This window comes from Candidatus Dedyshia acidiphila (assembly GCF_051025295.1).
Classification (GTDB): domain Bacteria; phylum Acidobacteriota; class Terriglobia; order Terriglobales; family Acidobacteriaceae; genus KBS-83.
Genome location: NZ_JBMGJV010000038.1, coordinates 20707 through 38636 on the forward strand (window position 1 = coordinate 20707; position 17930 = coordinate 38636).

The 17930-nt window shown below is 63.7% G+C and carries 17 protein-coding genes; 13 read left to right on the plus strand and 4 right to left on the minus strand.

The genetic code is table 11. The features are described from left to right. Window positions 1-6: 6 nt before the first annotated feature. Window positions 7-621, minus strand: a complete 615-nt coding sequence (locus AC5IJH_RS14520; RefSeq protein ID WP_491903546.1) for a hypothetical protein — start codon at window positions 619-621, stop codon at window positions 7-9. 73 nt (window positions 622-694) lie between these two features. Between AC5IJH_RS14520 and AC5IJH_RS14525 the strand changes: the two genes are divergently transcribed. The 12 genes from AC5IJH_RS14525 (at window position 695) to AC5IJH_RS14580 (ending at window position 13871) form a co-directional block, all read left to right on the plus strand. Then, on the plus strand, window positions 695-3019 hold the full coding sequence (locus AC5IJH_RS14525; RefSeq protein ID WP_491903547.1) for an LptA/OstA family protein: 2325 nt from the start codon (window positions 695-697) through the stop codon (window positions 3017-3019). A gap of 18 nt (window positions 3020-3037) precedes the next feature. Next, window positions 3038-3763 carry an LPS export ABC transporter ATP-binding protein gene (lptB, locus tag AC5IJH_RS14530; protein WP_491903548.1) on the plus strand — a complete coding sequence of 242 codons (726 nt, stop codon included), beginning with the start codon at window positions 3038-3040 and terminating at the stop codon, window positions 3761-3763. Window positions 3764-3928: 165 nt separating this feature from the next. Then, on the plus strand, window positions 3929-5485 hold the full coding sequence (gene rpoN / locus AC5IJH_RS14535) for an RNA polymerase factor sigma-54 (protein ID WP_491903549.1): 1557 nt from the start codon (window positions 3929-3931) through the stop codon (window positions 5483-5485). 210 nt (window positions 5486-5695) lie between these two features. Further along, on the plus strand, window positions 5696-6370 hold the full coding sequence (gene hpf, locus AC5IJH_RS14540; protein ID WP_491903550.1) for a ribosome hibernation-promoting factor, HPF/YfiA family: 675 nt from the start codon (window positions 5696-5698) through the stop codon (window positions 6368-6370). Window positions 6371-6484: 114 nt separating this feature from the next. Further along, window positions 6485-7423: an RNase adapter RapZ gene (rapZ, locus tag AC5IJH_RS14545; RefSeq protein ID WP_491903551.1), complete on the plus strand. Its 939-nt coding sequence runs from the start codon at window positions 6485-6487 to the stop codon at window positions 7421-7423. 75 nt (window positions 7424-7498) lie between these two features. Then, window positions 7499-9349: an ABC transporter ATP-binding protein gene (locus tag AC5IJH_RS14550; RefSeq protein ID WP_491903561.1), complete on the plus strand. Its 1851-nt coding sequence runs from the start codon at window positions 7499-7501 to the stop codon at window positions 9347-9349. Further along, the gene (locus tag AC5IJH_RS14555; RefSeq protein ID WP_491903552.1) at window positions 9346-10284 is read left to right on the plus strand and encodes a YicC/YloC family endoribonuclease; all 939 of its coding nucleotides are present in this window, start codon (window positions 9346-9348) and stop codon (window positions 10282-10284) included. The genes AC5IJH_RS14550 and AC5IJH_RS14555 overlap by 4 nt, the downstream gene beginning before the upstream one ends. A 112-nt stretch (window positions 10285-10396) precedes the next feature. Continuing rightward, entirely contained in the window at window positions 10397-10696 is a 300-nt protein-coding gene (locus AC5IJH_RS14560; RefSeq protein ID WP_491903553.1) for a superinfection immunity protein, read from the plus strand. An 11-nt stretch (window positions 10697-10707) separates the two neighbouring features. Beyond that, the gene (gene gmk, locus AC5IJH_RS14565; protein ID WP_491903554.1) at window positions 10708-11424 is read left to right on the plus strand and encodes a guanylate kinase; all 717 of its coding nucleotides are present in this window, start codon (window positions 10708-10710) and stop codon (window positions 11422-11424) included. Window positions 11425-11450: 26 nt separating this feature from the next. After that, the gene (gene rpoZ, locus AC5IJH_RS14570; protein ID WP_491903555.1) at window positions 11451-11672 is read left to right on the plus strand and encodes a DNA-directed RNA polymerase subunit omega; all 222 of its coding nucleotides are present in this window, start codon (window positions 11451-11453) and stop codon (window positions 11670-11672) included. Between the two features lie 67 nt (window positions 11673-11739). Further along, window positions 11740-13014 (plus strand): bifunctional phosphopantothenoylcysteine decarboxylase/phosphopantothenate--cysteine ligase CoaBC, encoded by a 1275-nt coding sequence (coaBC, locus tag AC5IJH_RS14575; RefSeq protein WP_491903556.1) that lies wholly within the window; start codon window positions 11740-11742, stop codon window positions 13012-13014. Then, window positions 13011-13871 carry a uracil-DNA glycosylase gene (locus AC5IJH_RS14580; protein ID WP_491903557.1) on the plus strand — a complete coding sequence of 287 codons (861 nt, stop codon included), beginning with the start codon at window positions 13011-13013 and terminating at the stop codon, window positions 13869-13871. Before coaBC ends, AC5IJH_RS14580 begins: the two co-directional genes overlap by 4 nt. Window positions 13872-13894: 23 nt before the next feature. Here the strand turns inward: AC5IJH_RS14580 and AC5IJH_RS14585 are convergent, their stop codons facing one another. Continuing rightward, complete coding sequence (locus AC5IJH_RS14585; protein ID WP_491903558.1) at window positions 13895-14635, minus strand: SDR family oxidoreductase; 741 nt, start codon at window positions 14633-14635, stop codon at window positions 13895-13897. An 81-nt stretch (window positions 14636-14716) separates the two neighbouring features. Here AC5IJH_RS14585 and priA point away from each other — a divergent pair, with 81 nt between their 5' ends. Next, window positions 14717-17176, plus strand: coding sequence for a replication restart helicase PriA (gene priA, locus AC5IJH_RS14590; RefSeq protein WP_491903559.1), 2460 nt, complete (start codon window positions 14717-14719; stop codon window positions 17174-17176). A 58-nt stretch (window positions 17177-17234) separates the two neighbouring features. Here the strand turns inward: priA and AC5IJH_RS14595 are convergent, their stop codons facing one another. Together AC5IJH_RS14595 and AC5IJH_RS14600 are read right to left on the minus strand one after the other, a co-directional pair. Further along, complete coding sequence (locus AC5IJH_RS14595; RefSeq protein ID WP_491903560.1) at window positions 17235-17612, minus strand: hypothetical protein; 378 nt, start codon at window positions 17610-17612, stop codon at window positions 17235-17237. A gap of 143 nt (window positions 17613-17755) precedes the next feature. Beyond that, a partial coding sequence (locus tag AC5IJH_RS14600) for an HU family DNA-binding protein (RefSeq protein ID WP_491903562.1) occupies window positions 17756-17930 on the minus strand: 175 nt, incomplete at its 5' end.

A 17930-nucleotide genomic window follows, 5' to 3' on the forward strand; every position in this document is an offset into this window, starting at 1 on the left:
TTCGCCCTAGTTCAGCCGTTGTAGCCGCGCGATCAGCTTTTCCGCCAGGCTCTCACCGCTTTCGGACCACAGCAGCCGGCTCGAGACGGCGAGATTGTTCTGGATCGCCTGGGTTGCATCCACCAGCTTCTGCACATTCTGCTGGACCCGCTGCGCGCTCTCCGGCGCGAGCGTCACATCTTCCTGCAGAAAAGGAGTGTCCGGCCCGAAGTCGATGCGCACATGACCATTCTGCTCGTAGCTGCCCTGGTCGAAATCCGGCCCGAAGCCAACCACGCGCAGAGGCCGTGCCTCCTGCCGCCAGACCGGATCCAGTCCGGCCACGTCCTCGGGCGCCCAGAGATCCCAGCGCACCTCGAATTCATACGCGTAGTCGTCGTGCAGCAGCTCCATCGTCTCGGCCACCGCTGGCTCCGGCTCGGCGGCCTGGCCGTCCTCACGCTCGAAACTCCGCTGAAAGACCGGCGCTTCCGCCCAGGAGAGCGGGTATACCGCGGCTGCGGTCACGCCCGATGCGCTGCCGGCGCTCGCGAGCTGGCGCAGAACGCCATTCACGGCCGCTGGCAAAGCCATCAGGCGGAAGTTGGGGAACCACAGGCTCAGATAAAGTTGATCCGCCACCCTTCGATTGTAGTCTTGGAACAGAGGCTCCGGGCAGCGACAGAGTCCTGCGGGAGCACACGAGGAGCTGACCTTGGCCAAGCGGATCACCATCGAGAGACTGCGCGCCTGGGTCCTCGTCTTGGGCGTAGTCCTGGTTGCCGTGATCCTCGGCTTCTTCAGCTACACGCGCTACCGTATTCGTCACTTCGGCCGCGATCTCCCCGGCAAGCTCGGCGTCAACATCCAGCAGGATGCGAACGGGTACACCTTCTCTCGCTCGCAGGGCGGCCACACGCTATTCACGCTGCATGCGTCCCGGCTGGTGCAGTACAAGAGCGGCGGCCGCGCCACGCTGCATGACGTCAGCATCACCTTCTTTGGTAGCGACCACTCGCGTGCCGATCGCGTCTACGGCAGCGACTTCGAATACGATCCCGCCTCGGGGATTGCCCACGCCAAGGGTGTCGTCCATCTGGATGTGCAGGCGCCCGAAGGCACCCACGGCACCTCTGCTGACAACCGCACGATCCATGCCGAGACGAGCGACATGATCTTCGATCAAAAGTCCGGGCAGGCGCGGACGGATGCCCCGGTCACCTTCTCAGTCGCAGACGCGCAGGGATCCGCCACCGGAGCCGTCTATGACTCCACGCCGGGCATGCTCATCCTGCAGCGCGCGGTGCGGTTTCAGGCGACGCTTAGCAAGGGGCCCATGCTTCTGCTTGCCGAGCATGCCGAGTTCAATCGCGGCACGCGGCAGCTCTCGCTCCTCAGGGACGACCTGCGCTACGCCGGCGATCACAACACCTCCGAGCAGGCGATCGTCACCTTCCGCGACAACGGTACCGTCGGACGGATCAACGCCAGCGGTCACGTCAATATGCAGGACGATGCCGGGCGTCAGTTGCACGCCTCCTCCATGGAAGTGATCACGGACGCAAACGGCAATACCCAGCGCGCGATGATGGATGGCGGCCTGCTGTTCTCCGCCACCTCGGGCCCGCACTCGATCCACGGCGACGCGAACAACGGCATCCTGCAGCTCGGTCCGGATGGCGAACTGCGCAGCGTCCAGATGCAGAATGCCGTCACGGTGGTCGATCAGGAAGTGGGGCGCACGGGCGACGCGAGCGGCTCCGTTACGCGTGAAGTGCGTGGGTCGCGTCTTGACATCAACTTTGTCCAGCAGCAGGGCCATGCCATCGCGCAGGACCTGACAGCGTCCGGCGGAGCGGTGCTCAGCGAGCACACCATCTTCACCAAATCGCCCCCGCAGACCACGGTCATGAAGGGCGACGTCATCAAGGCCACGCTTTGGGAGGGTCGCTCACTCGACCGCATGCACGCAGAGGGGAACACCTACCTCAACAACACCAACCCGAGCGGCGTCAGCCAGACCAGCACCGGCGATACGCTCGACATCGCCTTTGCGCGCGAGCCGGACGCCGGACAGAAGCACCGGTTCGAGGACATTCCGCCCAGCATGGTGCAGCGCGCGGTGCAGCACGGGCACGTCAGCATCGTGCAGATCAAGCCCGCGAACGCGCAGCAGAAGCAGCCTTGGCGCAGCCAGGCCACCGCGGACACGGCAACGCTCGACGGGCCGCGGCAGATACTGCACCTGGAGGGCTCACCCCACCTCAGCGATGAGGAGGCCGAGATGACGGCGCAGACACTCGACTTCTACCGCTTGAGTGGCGCGGTCACCGCCGATCACAACGTCAAGGTCACCCTGCGGCAGGAGAACAGCGCCCAGGCCCCGGTGCATGCCATCGCCGAAAAGGTCTTCTTCGACCATGATCGCAATGAGGCGATCCTTTATGGTGCGGCGCGGCCGGCGCTGCTGTGGCAGGCGGCCAACTCGATTGCCGCTCCGCAGATCGTGATTGATCGCCGCGACCAGACCCTCACCACCAGGGGGGGCCGGGTGACCGGCGTCTTTGCCGACCCCGGATCGAAGGCGACCGGGAGTGCCGCCGTAGTGCGCGCAGAGGCGAACACCTTCCGCTACTCGGCACTCGAGCATAAGGGCTCCTTCGACGGAGATATGGTGGCCAGCCAGGCGAGCGGGACCCTGCGTTCGGATTCCGCGGAGATCCTGATGTCGACCGAAAGCGGCGGAGGCCAGGGTGCCACCCGCATCCCCAATCCGCGTGGCTCCCTCGACACGCTCATCTGTCAGGGCAATGTACAGGTGGATCAGGGCGGCCGACGGGGTACCGGAGCGAAGCTCGTCTACACCTCTGCGGATGGGCGCTTCGTGCTTTCGGGGCGCTCCGGCAGTCCGGCGCAGGTGAGTGATCGACTGCACGGAACAGTCTCCGGGGCCTCTTTGATTTTCACCAATCGCGGTGATAGCGTCGAGGTAGAAGGTGGCACTGCGCGCGCCGTGACCGACACTCAGGTGTCCCGGTAGAGCGGCCGGCGAGGAATGTTGCAGAAGCTGCACACTGACGAGATCGTCAAGTCCTATAAGGGCCGCCAGGTCGTTCGCGGCGTCAACCTTGAGATCACCCAGGGTGAGGTCGTCGGGCTGCTCGGCCCAAATGGCGCCGGCAAGACCACGAGCTTCTACATCATCGTCGGGCTGATCGCGCCGGATGCCGGACGCGTGCTCGTCGATACGACCGACATCTCCCGGGTGCCGATGTATCTGCGCGCCCGTCAGTTCGGGATCAGTTATCTGCCGCAGGAGCCTTCGATCTTCCGCAAGCTCTCCGTTGAGGAAAACATTCTCGCGGTGCTGGAGGCGCAGGCCATTTCGTGGGAGATGCGCCGCACCCGGGCAGAGAAGCTGATCGATCAGCTCAACCTCGGTCACATCCGCAAAACACGCGGTTATGCCTTATCCGGTGGCGAGCGCCGACGGGTAGAGATTGCGCGCTGCCTCTGCATCCAGCCCTCGTTCATCCTGCTCGATGAGCCATTTTCCGGCATCGACCCCATTGCTGTGCTCGACCTGCAGGAGATCATCTTTGATCTGAAGGCCAGCGGCATCGGCGTCCTGATCACCGATCACAATGTGCGCGAAACCCTGTCAGTGACCGACCGGGCGTACATCATCAATGAGGGAAAGATCTTCCGGACCGGCACACCGGACGAACTCGGCCGTGATCCCGAGGTCCGCCGGGTGTACCTGGGCGAAGGCTTCTCCCTCTAGCTGATTCTCTCGTTTGGGCGATCTGGCCAATACCGAGACTCGGGTAAGGGCCGTGGACCTATCGTGTCATTACCAGCGGCGCGCGCCCGGCAAGCAGGGGATGCAACGCGCGCCCACAGCCTGTAAGCTTAGGGCGTTCCCCCCACCCATCAGCCGTAGGTGCCCATGGCTCTTCTCCAACCAAAGCTCAGCCTCAAGGTCGCGCAGCGTCAGATCCTGACGCCTGGCCTGATGCAGATGGTCAGCGTCCTGGCGCTGAACAAGCTGGAGCTGAGGGAGATGATCCAGACCGAACTCGCCGAGAACCCGATCCTCGACGAGATTGAGGAAAGCGTGCCGCTGCTCGACGATATCGAGGGCCGCCAGGCAGAGATGGATCGCTCGGTCGAAGAGATCACCGCTGCGGGCGAAACGCCTAAGGAAGAGAAGGACCCATTCAGCGAGATCGACTTCGGCTCGTACTTCCAGGACTATCTCGATCCCGGCTTCCGCACCCCCAATAGTTTCGAGGTGAGTGAAAAGCCCTCCTTCGAAAACTTCCTCTCTCAGCCGGACACGCTCACCGATCACCTGATGTGGCAGCTTGGCTCTCTCAGCCTCTCGCCTGGACTGCGCGAAGCCTGTGAATACATTGTCGGCAATCTCAACGAGGACGGTTATCTCCTTGCCAGCGATGACGAGCTGCTCAACGGCTTCTGCGAGCAGCCTGCCGAGACAGCCACGCAGCAGGCTGCGCAGTCCCTGCTGACCGAGGCGCTTGCACTGATTCGCACCCTGGACCCAAGCGGACTGGCCGCGCGGGACCTCCGCGAGTGCCTGATGCTTCAGATCCGCCGCCAGGAGAGCGAGTTCAACATCATCTTTGGTGAGCCGGATGAGGCGATCGAGGATGAGGCTGAGGTCACCGAGCGCCGCGCTCTGTTCCGCAGCGCCGGCGTTATCGTCGAAGAGTGCCTTCCGTTATTACAGAAGCGAGACCTGACCGCCCTGGCGCGCGTGCTTGGCAGGACGCAGGAGCAGGCACAGCTCGCGGTCGATATGATCCGCACGCTCGATCCGCGCCCCGGCCAACGGTACAACCGCAGTGAGGCGCGGTTAATCGAGCCTGATGTTGTCTTCGTGAAGCGTGACAGCGAGTGGTGTGTCGTCATGAACGAGGACGAGATGCCCACATTGCGCCTCAACCAGGGCTACCGCAAGCTGCTGACCCAGAGCGACACTGAGCGCGATGTCAAAGAATATGTGAAGGAGCGGTATCGCTCCGCATTGCAGCTGATGCGCAATATCGAACAGCGCAAGAGCACTATCCTCCGCACCTGCGAAGCGATCGTGCGGCGGCAGCCGGAGTTTCTCGAAGGCGGTGTCGACCAACTGCGGCCCATGATGATCAAGGACGTTGCGGAAGAGATCGGTGTGCATCCCTCCACGGTCAGCCGCGCCGTCTCGAACAAGTACGTGCACACCCCGCAGGGTGTCTTCGAGCTCCGCTTCTTCTTCTCGGAAGCAGCGGGCGGTCCTGAGGGTGCCGGCACCCCTCTCATGCTGCTCAAGCGCAAGGTGAAGAAGCTGATCGAAGAAGAAGATCCGAAAAAGCCACTCACCGATGACTACATCGCGAGTGTGCTGCAGTCCCAGGGCATCCAGGTAACGCGCCGCACCGTCGCCAAATATCGCGAAGATATGCGCATCCCGAGCACACATCAGCGCCGCGTGCGCGTGTAGCTGTCACTCGCGCCGGCACACTTCTCCTCCTCGCGATCTCGAAAATCCCGCGCATCGACCCCCACGCCCTGCGTCTATCGATCAGCACGGCTGAGGGTGCCCGGTCTGCACGAATGCACCAAAAATGTGTGCTGTATGCACTGTGGTGCCGGGTGTAGGATCGTCTCCCCTCAAGAGTTGTGCATCTTGAGATGGTAGGAGGAACCGCTTATGCAGGTGGAGTACACCGGACGGCAGATTGCTGTCACGCCCTCCCTGCGGCGCCTGGCCGAAGAGGGCCTGGACCGCGTGGGCAAGGTGGTTGGGCAGGGCTGCAGCGCCCATGTCATCCTCACCGAAGAGAAGTATCGTCACACGGCCGAAGTGACCGTGCAGACTCGCTTCCAGACTATCGTCGGCCTATGCCAGGCCACCGCGATGGAGACCGCTCTGCGAGACGCTCTGGCCAAGGCCGAGATGCAGGCGATCAAGCATAAGGACAAGTTCCGCACCCGTACACGAGAACCCAAGGACGGCAAGAGCGACCTGCAGCCGGAGCTTGCGCGCCCCCGCAACAATGCGCTGTCGGTCGCAGCACTGCCCGATGTCGCCGCGCCAATCCTGCCCGAGCCGCGCACCGCGCGACCCGCAAATGGCAACGGCCGCAGGCCAGAGCCAGTGCATGTGCATGTGCACAGCCCCACCCATGGGCGCCACATCCCGGAGCCGCATATCGTGCACTGCACGGACTGCATTGCCGAGCAGCCGATGAGCCTCGAAGAGGCTGTGAAGGAGTCCGAAGCGCGAGATAAGGATGTCTTTATCTTTCGCGATGGAAGTGGCGAATTCCGTCTGCTTCATCGTCGTCGCGACGGAGTCATGGAGTTGATCGCGTTGCCCTGTTGATGCAATTTGGGCGGGCGAGTGCAGCGCAGCAAAGCGGGCGTCTCGGGACGCCCGCTTTGCCATTGGTTCCGATCGCGTGACTTCTTTTGCGAATGAATGCAGTAGCATGGGGCTATGCCGCGCAAAGCCGCAACCCCGGCTCAAGCGAAGACGGATGGATCGCATCTCTCCCCCCACGGCAGCCACGATGGCGTGGGGCACGAGCTCGTCATCATCACCGGGCTCTCCGGGTCGGGAAAAGCATCGGCCCTGAAAGCGTTTGAGGACCTCGGCTACTACTCCGTCGATAATCTGCCGCTCGATCTGCTGCCCGCCTTCGCGGACCTGGTGCGACAGTCGGCAGAGATCCAGCGCGCCGCCCTGGTCGTCGATGTACGCGAAGGCCAGCGGCTCGACAAATTTCCGGAGCTGCTGCGCAAGCTGCGCAAGGTCCTGCCAACCCAGGTCTTCTTCCTCGAAGCCTCGGACGCCGTATTGCTGCGGCGCTTCTCAGAGACACGCCGGCCTCATCCACTGGGCCGCTCAGACAGCGTGGTCAAGGCCATCGATGCAGAGCGGCGTTTGCTGGACCCAATCCGCAACGTCGCGGATGAAACCGTCGACACCAGCCGTCACAACGTCCATGAGCTGCGCGCGTTCATCCAGAGCAAGTTCGAGCGTGGAGGCGAGACCTCTGCCAAGAACCTGATGATCTCCTCGGTCAGCTTCGGTTACAAGAACGGTGTGCCGCTCGAAGCCGACCTGGTCTTCGATGTCCGCTTCCTGCCGAACCCGCACTTCATCGCCAAGTTCCGGAACCTGACCGGGCGCGATCCCAAGGTTGCCAGCTATGTGCGCCAGTTCCCGCAGACCAAGGAGTTCCTCGAGAAGACGACGGAGCTGCTGCTGTTTCTGCTTCCGCACTACGTGCAGGAGGGCAAGAGCTATCTGACGGTCGCCTTTGGCTGCACCGGAGGGCAGCACCGTTCCGTGATGATCGCCGAGGAGATCCAGAAGCGGCTCGCCAAGGCTGGTTACCGGATCAAGAGCACGCACCGCGACATGCCCCGCTAGCTACAATGCCCCTATGCATCCGTCGCCCTTGAGTCCGTCTCTGCCGTACCCGCACGGAGCACGTTGGTGAGTGGAATGCGCCGCCTGGGGCGCCTGCTCTACTACGTGCGGCGGTACATTCCGCAGGGGTTGGCGGCTGTTGTGCTTCTCGCAGCGGTCGGACTGCTGGACGCGTTCCGTCTGCTGCTGATCGGGCCCATCTTCAACACGGTCCTGAACCCGAAGGCGCAGGGCCGTGCACTGCCGCTCTTCGGCGGCCGCTACAATATGGACCTGCAGCGCGCGATGCCGCCGATCCTGCACCTGCACAATCCATGGGCAGTCGTCGCTTTTGCGCTGATCGGGTCCACGGTGCTGAAAAGCCTGTGCGACTACGGCGGCACCTATCTGATCAACTACGCCGGCTTCGGCATGATCATGGACATGCGGGACGACCTCTACGAGGCGATCCTGCGCCGCTCCGTGCAGTTCTTTCAGAAGCACGCGACCGGCACCATCCTTTCGACGCTGATCAACGACATTGAGCGCGTGCAGTACGCGATGTCCTCCGTGCTTTCGGAGTTCCTGCAGCAGGTCTTCACCCTGATCTTCACCGCTGCCGTGGTCGTCATGGTGGGCGGCAAGCTTGCGTGGGTGCTGCTGCTCTTCGTGCCCATCGTGATCAGCTCCGCGCGCCGCGTCGGCCGCAGCGTGCGCCACACCACGCGCCACGGTCAGGACAAGCTCGCTGAAATTCAGAACATTCTGCACGAGACGATCACCGGCAACCGTATCGTCAAGGCTTTCTCGATGGAGCGCTGGGAGATGGTGCGCTTCAAGGAAGCAGCGCGCCGCCTGTTCCATGCGAACCTGCGCTCGGTGCGCGCCCAGGCCATCAGCTCGCCGTTGATGGACACCATCGGCTCCCTCGCGATCGCGCTGCTGCTGCTGGTCGGTCGCCACCAGATCAACCGTGGCGCGCTCACCGCCGGCACCTTCTTCACCTTCATCGTTGCGGTGTTCAAGCTCTACGATCCGGTGCGCAAATTCGCGCTCTTCTACAACAACTTCCAGCAGGCGCTCGGCGCGTCCGGCAACATCTTCCAGTTCATGGATGAGCAGGACACGATCAAGGATCGCGCCAACGCGCAAAGCATCAAAGCCTTCCGCGGCGATATCCGCTTTGAGCGCGTGTGCTTCTCCTATCCTTCAGAAGAAGGCGAGAAGGGCGTGCTGTTCGACATTGACCTTGCCGTTCATCGCGGCGAAGTGGTCGCCTTCGTGGGGCCGAGCGGAGCAGGGAAGACCACCCTGGTCAATCTCATCCCACGCTTCTTCGATGTGACCGGCGGCCGGCTGCTGATGGATGGCGTTGATGTGCGCGACCTGCGCATCGATGCGCTTCGCAAGCTGATTGCCAACGTCACCCAGGAGACGATCCTGTTCAACGACACGGTGCGCAACAACATCGCGTACGGCCAGCCGGATATCCCGCTCGAGCGCGTGCAGAGCGCGGCGCATGCGGCCCTGGCGCATGACTTCATCATGGCGCTGCCCGAAGGCTACGACACCGTGATCGGCGAGAAAGGCTTCCGCCTCTCAGGTGGCGAGCGTCAGCGGCTGGCTATCGCGCGCGCGCTGCTCAAGGACGCGCCGATCCTCATCCTCGATGAGGCCACCTCGTCGCTCGATGTCGAAAGCGAGTCGCTGGTGCAGGTAGCGCTATCAAACCTGATGCAGGGCCGCACGGTGTTCGTGATCGCGCATCGCCTCTCGACCGTTCGCCGTGCGAATCGCATCGCCGTTGTCGAAGCAGGCCAGATCACCGCCATCGGCTCGCACGAGGAGCTGCTGCACACCTCAGGTATGTATCAACGGCTATATCATTTGCAATTTAGCGACGAGGTGGAGCCAGAGTCTGTCGCGGCGGCAGGCGCACAGCCATGAGCCGCACTCGTTCCACTGGCTCGCCTATCTACTCCATGACCGGCTTTGCTCGTCATCGCGGTCGCGTCAGCGATGCGCTCGGCTGGACGCTGACCCTCAAAGCCGTCAACCACCGCTTCCTCGATCTGCACATGCGCATGCCGGCTGGGACGGAGGTGCTCGAGATGCAGCTCCGTCGGCTGTTCAAGGCAGCGATCCTGCGCGGTCATGTAGAGGTCACGCTCTCCCTGGAGCGCAACGCGCAGCACCAGGTGGAGCTCGATCAAAGTCTGTTCGCGAGCTACGTCACAGCCCTGCGCACGGCAGCGGCGGAGCACCGGCTGCGCGACGCGCCCAGCCTGCAGACGCTTGCGCAGCTCCCCGGTGTCTTCCGTTCCGGCGCCAACGGGCACAGCGGCGCCGAGGTGCGCACGGTGGAGATGGAGCAGCTTGAGACGTCCGTGCTCGCCGCAGTACCTGAGGCACTTGCCGCGTTGCAGGTCATGCGTGGGCAGGAAGGTGCGGCACTCGCAGCAGAGTTGCACACCATTCTCGATCGCATCCGCGACTCTGCCGAGCGTGTCAACACGCTTCACCCTGAGATGCAACGGACTCACTTCGAGCGCACCAGCGCGCGGATCACCTCGCTGCTGGGGGGCGCGGCCGATCGTGAACGTCTGCTGCAGGAGGCCGCGATCCTGGCGGAGCGCAGTGACGTGACCGAAGAGCTCGCTCGCCTGCGGGCGCACGTCGATCACTTCCGGCACTTGCTGGATGCGGGTGGTGAGGTGGGCAAAAAGCTCGACTTCCTCCTGCAGGAGCTGAACCGCGAGGTCAACACGCTGCTCTCAAAGACGACCGGTGTCGCCGGCGCGGGCAGCACCGTTACGGAGATCGGTCTCGGTTTGAAGGCAGATGTCGAAAAGGCGCGCGAGCAGGTCCAGAACCTCGAGTAAGCCCGGCGGCTCTCCCACAAAAGGGGACTGCGGTTCGTCGTTGGTAGGGCGTACAAGCCGTGCGACAATCGAGGGCAACACCCTTTCGCAGACTGCCGGGAAGGAGGGATCCATGCTCGGCGCCATCTTTACTCTCGGTGCAATCGCCGGCCTCGGCTTCGCGTTGCTGCTCCTGTTTCTGCCTGCCGTTATCGCTCAGGTCAGGCGGCATCCGAACGCGGGTCTCATCCTGCTGGTGAACCTCTTTTTCGGCTGGACCTTCGTGGGCTGGATCGTGGCGCTCGTCTGGGCATGTTCCCACGTCGCCTCGCCCGTGCTCACCACGCGCTCTCCGGCGGTCCGCAGCTTCCGCGTGCAACGCCCGGTGGGCATCATCCTTCCCCCGTCCGCCACACTCAGCGGACGCCGCTGACCGGAGAGCGCTTGGCAGGCATTCTGTTCATCATCTCCGCACCCTCGGGCTCCGGAAAATCCACGCTGGTCAATCAACTGCGCTCGCTTGTCACGGACCTCGAGTTCTCGATCAGCTACACCACCCGCGCGCCCCGCGGATCCGAGCAGGAAGGCCGCGAATATCACTACATCGACCGCGCAAGCTTCGAGCGGATGCAGCAGCAAGACGAATTTCTCGAATCGGCCGACGTCTTCGGCAACCTCTACGGAACGGCGCGGCACTCCTTGACCGAGGCGATCGCGCACGGGCACGACCTGCTGCTCGACATCGATGTGCAGGGCGCCGCTCAGGTGCGCTCACGCATGGCCGAGGCAGTCAGCATCTTCGTCATGCCGCCGACTCCTCACATCCTTGAGCAGCGGCTGAAAAATCGCAGCCGCGCGGAAGGTTCGATCTCGGACGAGGTCATTCAGCGGCGCCTGAACAAGGCGCGGATCGAAATTGAGAACTACGACGAGTACGGCTATATTCTCGTGAACGATGACCTGGAACAGGCCGTAGAAGAGCTTGTGGCCATCGTTGCCAGCGAACGCTATCACCGCGGACAGCCGCTGACCGGGCTGGCCGCGGAAGAGATCGGCAGACTCATCGAACTCGCTGAGTCCTGCCGCCGGCGGAATGCAAACGACCGCATCCAGCCCGTCCTGGCGTCTTTCGGCGTGCCGGAGCCGGCGCGCTCGCGTTAAAACAGCAAGTCCTTCGGAGGTTCGACGTGGATATCAAGCAGGGGTTCGACAGCAACTATCGCTATGTCCTGGTAGCAGCGCGCCGCGCACGTCAATTACAGAGCGGTTCGCAGCCGCTCGTGCTATCGCAGTCCGGCAAGGCCTGCCGCGTCGCGCAGGCGGAGCTCGATGCGGGGCTCGTCGGCTACAGCGAGCGGCCGAAAGTAGTGACCATTCTGGACGAATCTGCCAGCGGCTTCCCTCGCTGAGCACGGAACCGCTGCGGCTTGGCCTGCGTCGCGCGGGCAGCCGTCGCGCGGTTTAGAATCGAGCAGCATGAAAGTCACGGTCGGCGTCTCCGGCGGTGTTGCCGCCTACAAGGCAGCAGAGTTGGTGCGTGCGCTGCAGGCCAAGGCGCTCGATGTGCACGTAGTCATGACCGAATCGGCCATGCGCTTCGTGCAGCCTCTCACCTTCGCTGCGCTCACCGGCCATAAGGTCATCACCGGCTTGTGGGGCACCGAAAGCGCCGAACCGAACCTCGACTCCGCGATCGAGCACATCGCCGAAGCGCAATCGACTGACCTGCTCGTCGTGGCTCCTGCCACGGCTGACACCGTAGCCCGCTTCGCGCACGGACTCGCGAACGACTTCCTGACCACCCTTTACCTTGCGACACCCGCGCCTGTCGTTGTCGCGCCCGCGATGAACTCCCAGATGTGGGTCCACCCGGCGACCCAGGCCAACCTGCGCACTTTGACCGAACGTGGCGTCCGTATCGTACCCCCCGGCGTCGGCGAGCTGGCCTGCGGCATGGTGGGCGCTGGGCGACTCGCCGAAACCGACCTGATTGTTCAAGCAGTACTTGAAGAACTTGGGCGCAAGTTGAGCCCTCCGAGACGCGATCTGGCCGGCGAAACTATCCTGATCACGGCCGGTGGCACACGCGAGGCGATCGACCCGGTGCGCTTCATCGGCAATCGTTCCAGCGGCAAGATGGGCTATGCTCTCGCCGAGGCGGCCATCGCGCGAGGAGCCCGCGTCCTGCTCGTCTCTGGCATCACTGCGATTGCGCCCCCTACAGGAGCGCAGCTGATCCCGGTGATCAGCTGCGACGACATGCGCGCCGCGGTGCTCGACCACCTCACGGAGTCGACCATCGTGATCAAGGCCGCGGCCGTGTCCGACTACCGGGTGACCGCGCCAGCCGAGCAGAAGATCAAGCGCCACGAAGCCATCCAGCTTCACCTCGAGCCGACCACCGACATCCTCGCCGAGGTCGCGAGCCTGCGCCGCGACGGCACGCTCGTGATCGGCTTTGCTGCAGAGACCGAGGATCACCTCCGCCATGGCCGGGACAAGCTCCTGCGTAAGGGCGCGGACGCGCTGGTGCTGAACGATGTGTCGCGCACGGGCATCGGGTTCGATTCCGACCGCAATGCGGCCACGTTCCTGACTGCGCAGACCGCCATCGAAATGCCCGAGATGTCCAAGCGTGAACTCGCCGACCGCATCCTGGACGAGGTCCGCGCCCTGCGCCGCCCCGCCTCGATTTTGGCCGAGACCTCGGAAGTGGGCCAGCGCAACGGTCACCCGCGGCAGAGCTCATGACCGACGTTCTACGCGAGCTTGCTGCGCGCCTGGAGTACTACCGCGAGCTCGGCATCTACGACTTCTACCAGCGTGCCTTCACTGGCGACCGTGTCTCGACCGCCGATGCGGTGATTGAGTCTGCCGCGTTGATCGAGACAGAAGCCGCTCTGCTGCCTGTTATCGCGACCCCACTCGTTTCCAGTTCAGAGGAGACCGCCATCCCGCGCCGCTCGTCGCCCAGTTCGCAACCCGTTGCACCCCTCGCTGCTTTCGGCCCCATCCTGCCGGCCAACGAACGTGCTGCCGCATTGGCCGCCGTCCGCGCGCTGATCGGCGATTGCGTCCGCTGTCCGCTATCGCAGGGACGCAACCAGATCGTCTTCGCGGATGGCGATCCGAATGCTCGCCTGATGTTCGTTGGCGAGGGTCCGGGGGCTGATGAAGATGCGCAGGGGCTGCCCTTTGTCGGACGTGCCGGGCAATTGCTGAACAACATGATCGGTGCGATGGGTCTGCGTCGCGAGCAGGTCTACATCGCCAACATTGTGAAGTGCCGGCCACCGCAGAATCGCAAGCCCGAGCCCGATGAAGCGAATACCTGCCTGCCATTCCTCGAGCGGCAGATCGACATCGTGCGCCCCGAGGTGCTGGTGGCGCTTGGCGCAACTGCCGCCACCTACCTGCTCGGCATGCGAGGCTCCATTGGAAGTCTGCGGGGAACCCTGCATGATTATCGCGGGATTCAGGCGATCGTCACCTACCACCCGGCTTTTCTTCTCCGCGATCCCGCGCAGAAAAAGGAAGCGTGGAAAGACCTGCAGATGGCGATGGCAGTTCTGGGGCTGAAGCCGCCGGCGCGCTCGCCCCAGAACTGACTTGGAAGGCCGGACCACAGCGCTTACCAGGGCAACGGATCGCTCATGTGGAAGTAGCCGCCGTTGGGGCCGTCTGTGGGCAGCAGTGCGAGCCGCACGCTCGTCTTTGCGCCGTCTTCTACTTCGAGCGGGGCCGCGTCCGTGCCCATCTCTGTCTTCACCCAGCCCGGGTGTGCGGAGTTGACCTTGATCTTCGTGCCCTTCAGCTCATGCGCAAGGTGAACGGTGAAGGAGTTCAGCGCCGCCTTCGACGCGTCATAGGCCAGCGTCTTCGCGTTGTAGATCCCCGACTTCGGATCAGCATGCAACGTGAGTGAGCCAAGAACGCTGGATAGGTTCACAATGCGGCCCTCGGGTGCCTTCTTGATCAGCGGCAGCAGTACCTGGGTCAGCTCCACTACTCCGAAGAAGTTCGTGTCGAAGGTCTCGCGCAGTACGGAGGGATGGACAGAGCTGCTGTTATTCGCGGCGCCTATCGACTCCTTCATCACGCCCGCGTTGTTGACCAGGATGTCCAGCTTGCCGTAATGGCTGTCGAAGTACTTGTAGGCCTCGTCGTAGTCAGCGCGCTTGCTGATATCGAAGCGGATGGCCTCCACATCGGCGCCGTCGGCGCGAAGCTCCTCAGCGACGGCATTGCCCTTGGCGAGATCGCGCGATCCGATCACTGCCTTGACGCCCTGTTTGCCAAGCTGGCGCGCAGTCTCGAGACCGATACCGCGATTGCCACCCGTGATGAACGCTACCTTCTTGTCTGCTGCCATGCCGTTGCCCTCCTTCGGGACGTTCTAGTGATGCACAGGCCGGACTTCCGATGCAAAGCAGTCCTGATACCCTCGGCTGAGATGGCCGACTTCTGCGACGTTGCCGTACCGGTGCCGCTCGATGCAGCGTTCACCTACCGCATCGACGCAGCGCATCCGCCGCCGATCGGCGGCCGCGTGATCGTGCCCTTCCGCAACGAAAAGTTGATCGGCATCGTCACGCGACTGCATGACGAGCCGCCTCCGGTCGAAGCGAAGCCGGTGGAGCGTGTGCTGGACCAGGAGAGCGTCCTCTCCCCGCAACTGCTCGAGCTGGCGCGCTGGATCAGCCAGTACTACCTCGCGCCGCTCGGCGAGGTGCTGCGCACCATGCTGCCGCTGGTGGCCGAGGTGCGCAAGCAGGTCATCTATCGCATCGCCGAAGCGGGTGAGCGCACGCTCCTCGATGGGGCGGAGCAGGGAAGCAGCCGCCGCTCCCGCCGCACGCCGGAGGAGCAATCTGCCGAGTACGCGGTGCTGAACTACCTGCTCGGCGGTGAGCCCGCGAAGCGTGCCGCGCTGATGCGCGCCACGGGTGCGACACGCGAGCTGATCGACGGCATGGTGCGCAAGAAGTGGATCCGCCGCGAAGCGTTGGCCGAGGCGCGTGATGCGCGCCGGCTCGAGCAGTACGCCACCCTTGCAGAGAGCGAGCGGCTGCCGAAGCTCAATGACAATCAGCAGGCCATCCTGGCCGCGCTCGCCGGCGCCGGGGGCACGCTCCCGGTGGCTGTGCTGCGCGGGCTTGACGTGCCCGCGTCGACCCTCGGCACCCTCGTCAAACGTGAGCTGGTGCGGATTGAGGAGCGGCCCGTCGCCTTTCACCTCAGCGGCATGCGCACGCAGTCCTTTCCGCTGAACTCGCAACAACAGCAGGCACTTGATGTGATCGCCGTACAACTGGATGAGCGCACCTTCCAGGCCAACCTGCTCTACGGCATCACCGGCTCCGGTAAGACGGCGGTCTACCTCGCGGCCATGCAGCGTGCACTCGACCTGGGCCGCTCCTCCATCCTGCTGGTGCCGGAGATCGGGCTGACACCCGCGACCGCAGCGCAGCTCCATGCTGCCTTTGGCGACCACGTCGCGATGCTTCATTCCGCGCTCACGCCCGAGGAGCGCGCCGAGCAATGGCATCGCATTCAAAAGGGTGACGCGCGCATCATCGTCGGCACCCGCTCGGCCATCTTCGCGCCTGCCGTTGATCTCGGCCTCATCCTGGTGGATGAGGAGCACGATAGCTCGTACAAGCAGGAGGAAAATCCGCGCTACCATGCGCGCGATGTCGCGGTGATGCGCGCCAAGCTCGCCGGCGCACCAGTGATTCTTGGGTCGGCTACGCCATCGCTCGAGAGCTGGCAGAACGCGGAGCGCGGACGCTACCAACTCATCGAGATGCCGGACCGCGTGAACCAGCGGCCACTGCCCGAGGTCGAGCTCGTCGACATGCGGCACGAGTTTGAGTACACGGGTCAGGATCAGCTCTTCTCGCGACGCCTGGTCGAAGAGACGGAAGCGACGCTCGGTCGTGGCGAGCAGGCCATCATCCTGCTCAACCGGCGTGGGTTCTCCTTTGTCGTGATGTGCCGCGCCTGCGGCGAGCGTCTGGAGTGCGAGAACTGTGCCATTGCTCTCACGCATCACAAGCCCGGCGTCACGGAGAGCGACCGCGCCGAAGTCGGGCAGAGGCTGGAATGCCACTACTGCGGTTACAGACGCACCGTCCCGCAGCGCTGTCCCCACTGCGACAGCGAACACCTGTTCTTTTTAGGCGCCGGATCACAACAGGGCGAGCAGCGCCTTGCTGAGATATTCCCGCACGCGCGTATCGGCCGCATGGACCGTGACACGGTGCGCACGCGGCACGACATGGAGCGGCTGCTGGTGCGGCTGCATTCGGGTGAGATCAACCTGCTGGTCGGCACCCAGATGATCGCAAAGGGGCACGACATCCACGGCGTCACGCTGGTCGGCGTGGTCGGGGCCGATTATGCACTCGGCTTGCCAGACTTTCGCGCAGCAGAGCGCGTTTTTCAACTGCTAACGCAGGTCTCCGGCCGAGCCGGCCGCGGCGAGGCGTCCGGTCGAGTCGTGGTGCAGACGTATCACCCGGAGCACTATGCGATCCAGTGCGCGCAACTGCATGACTACCGTGGCTTTGTCGCGAAGGAATTGAAGTACCGCAAGTGGATGCACTACCCGCCGTATGGCGCGATTGCCAACATCCTGGTGCGCAGTGAGCGGATGGAAGAGGCTGCCGGCTGGTCCGCCACGCTGGGCCGCTGGTTCGCGAGCGAGAATCATCCCGGCGTGCGCGTGCTCGGCCCGGCCCCCGCACCCATTTCGAAGATCAAGCGCATCTACCGCTTTCACCTGCTGCTCAAGGCGGAGCGACGCGATGCACTCTCCCGCGCGTTACGGGCAGCGCGCACTTACGCGGAGGAAGCGGGTATTCCGCGCACCGCACTGGTCTTCGATATGGACGCGATCAGCCTGATGTAGCTCGGACGCAAAAGGAGCCTCCCTTGCGGGAAGCTCCTTCGCTTAACCTCGTGCGCGCTTACCAGCGGTCACGGCGGTCATCCCGATCGCGGCGGTCCCGGTCGTAGTCGCGGCGGTCACGATCGCGCCAGCCATCGTGGTCATAGCGGCGCTCGCGCTCCCATTGCTCGTGACGCCAATGGGCGGCCCGCTCTGCTTCCCAGCGTTCGCGCTGCTCGTGCTCGATCCAGCGCTGCCGCTGGTATGAGTCGTAGGGGTACTGGGCAGGAGCCTCATAGTATCCATATGCCGGCGGAGGGTAGTTGCCAACCTCGACGCCGAGTGAGACCTGGGCCTGCGACTTGGCCGGAGCTGCCAGGAACAGCGCGCCTGCAGCCGCCACTCCAAGAACCCACTTCGTGCTGAACCACTTTGTCGTTGTCTTGCGGTCTCTCATACTGTCCCTCCGTGCTACATGAGTGTGAACACGGGCGGAACGAAGAGTTGCGGTCAATCGAGAGCTGCTGGATCGACCAGCATGTGAACGCGCAGGTCATCTCAGAGCCTGCCGTTGCATGCGGTCAGGCCGGATGAGTCAGATCAGTCGATCAGGTGCAGTTCCTTGCCCGGTTTGAAGCGGACGGCTTTGCCGGGGGTGATGGTGACCTCAGCACCGGTGCGCGGATTGCGCCCAATGCCGGTCTTCCGGGGTCTCACGTTGAACACGCCAAACCCACGGAGTTCGATGCGTTCACCGGTGGCCAAGGCCTTTTTT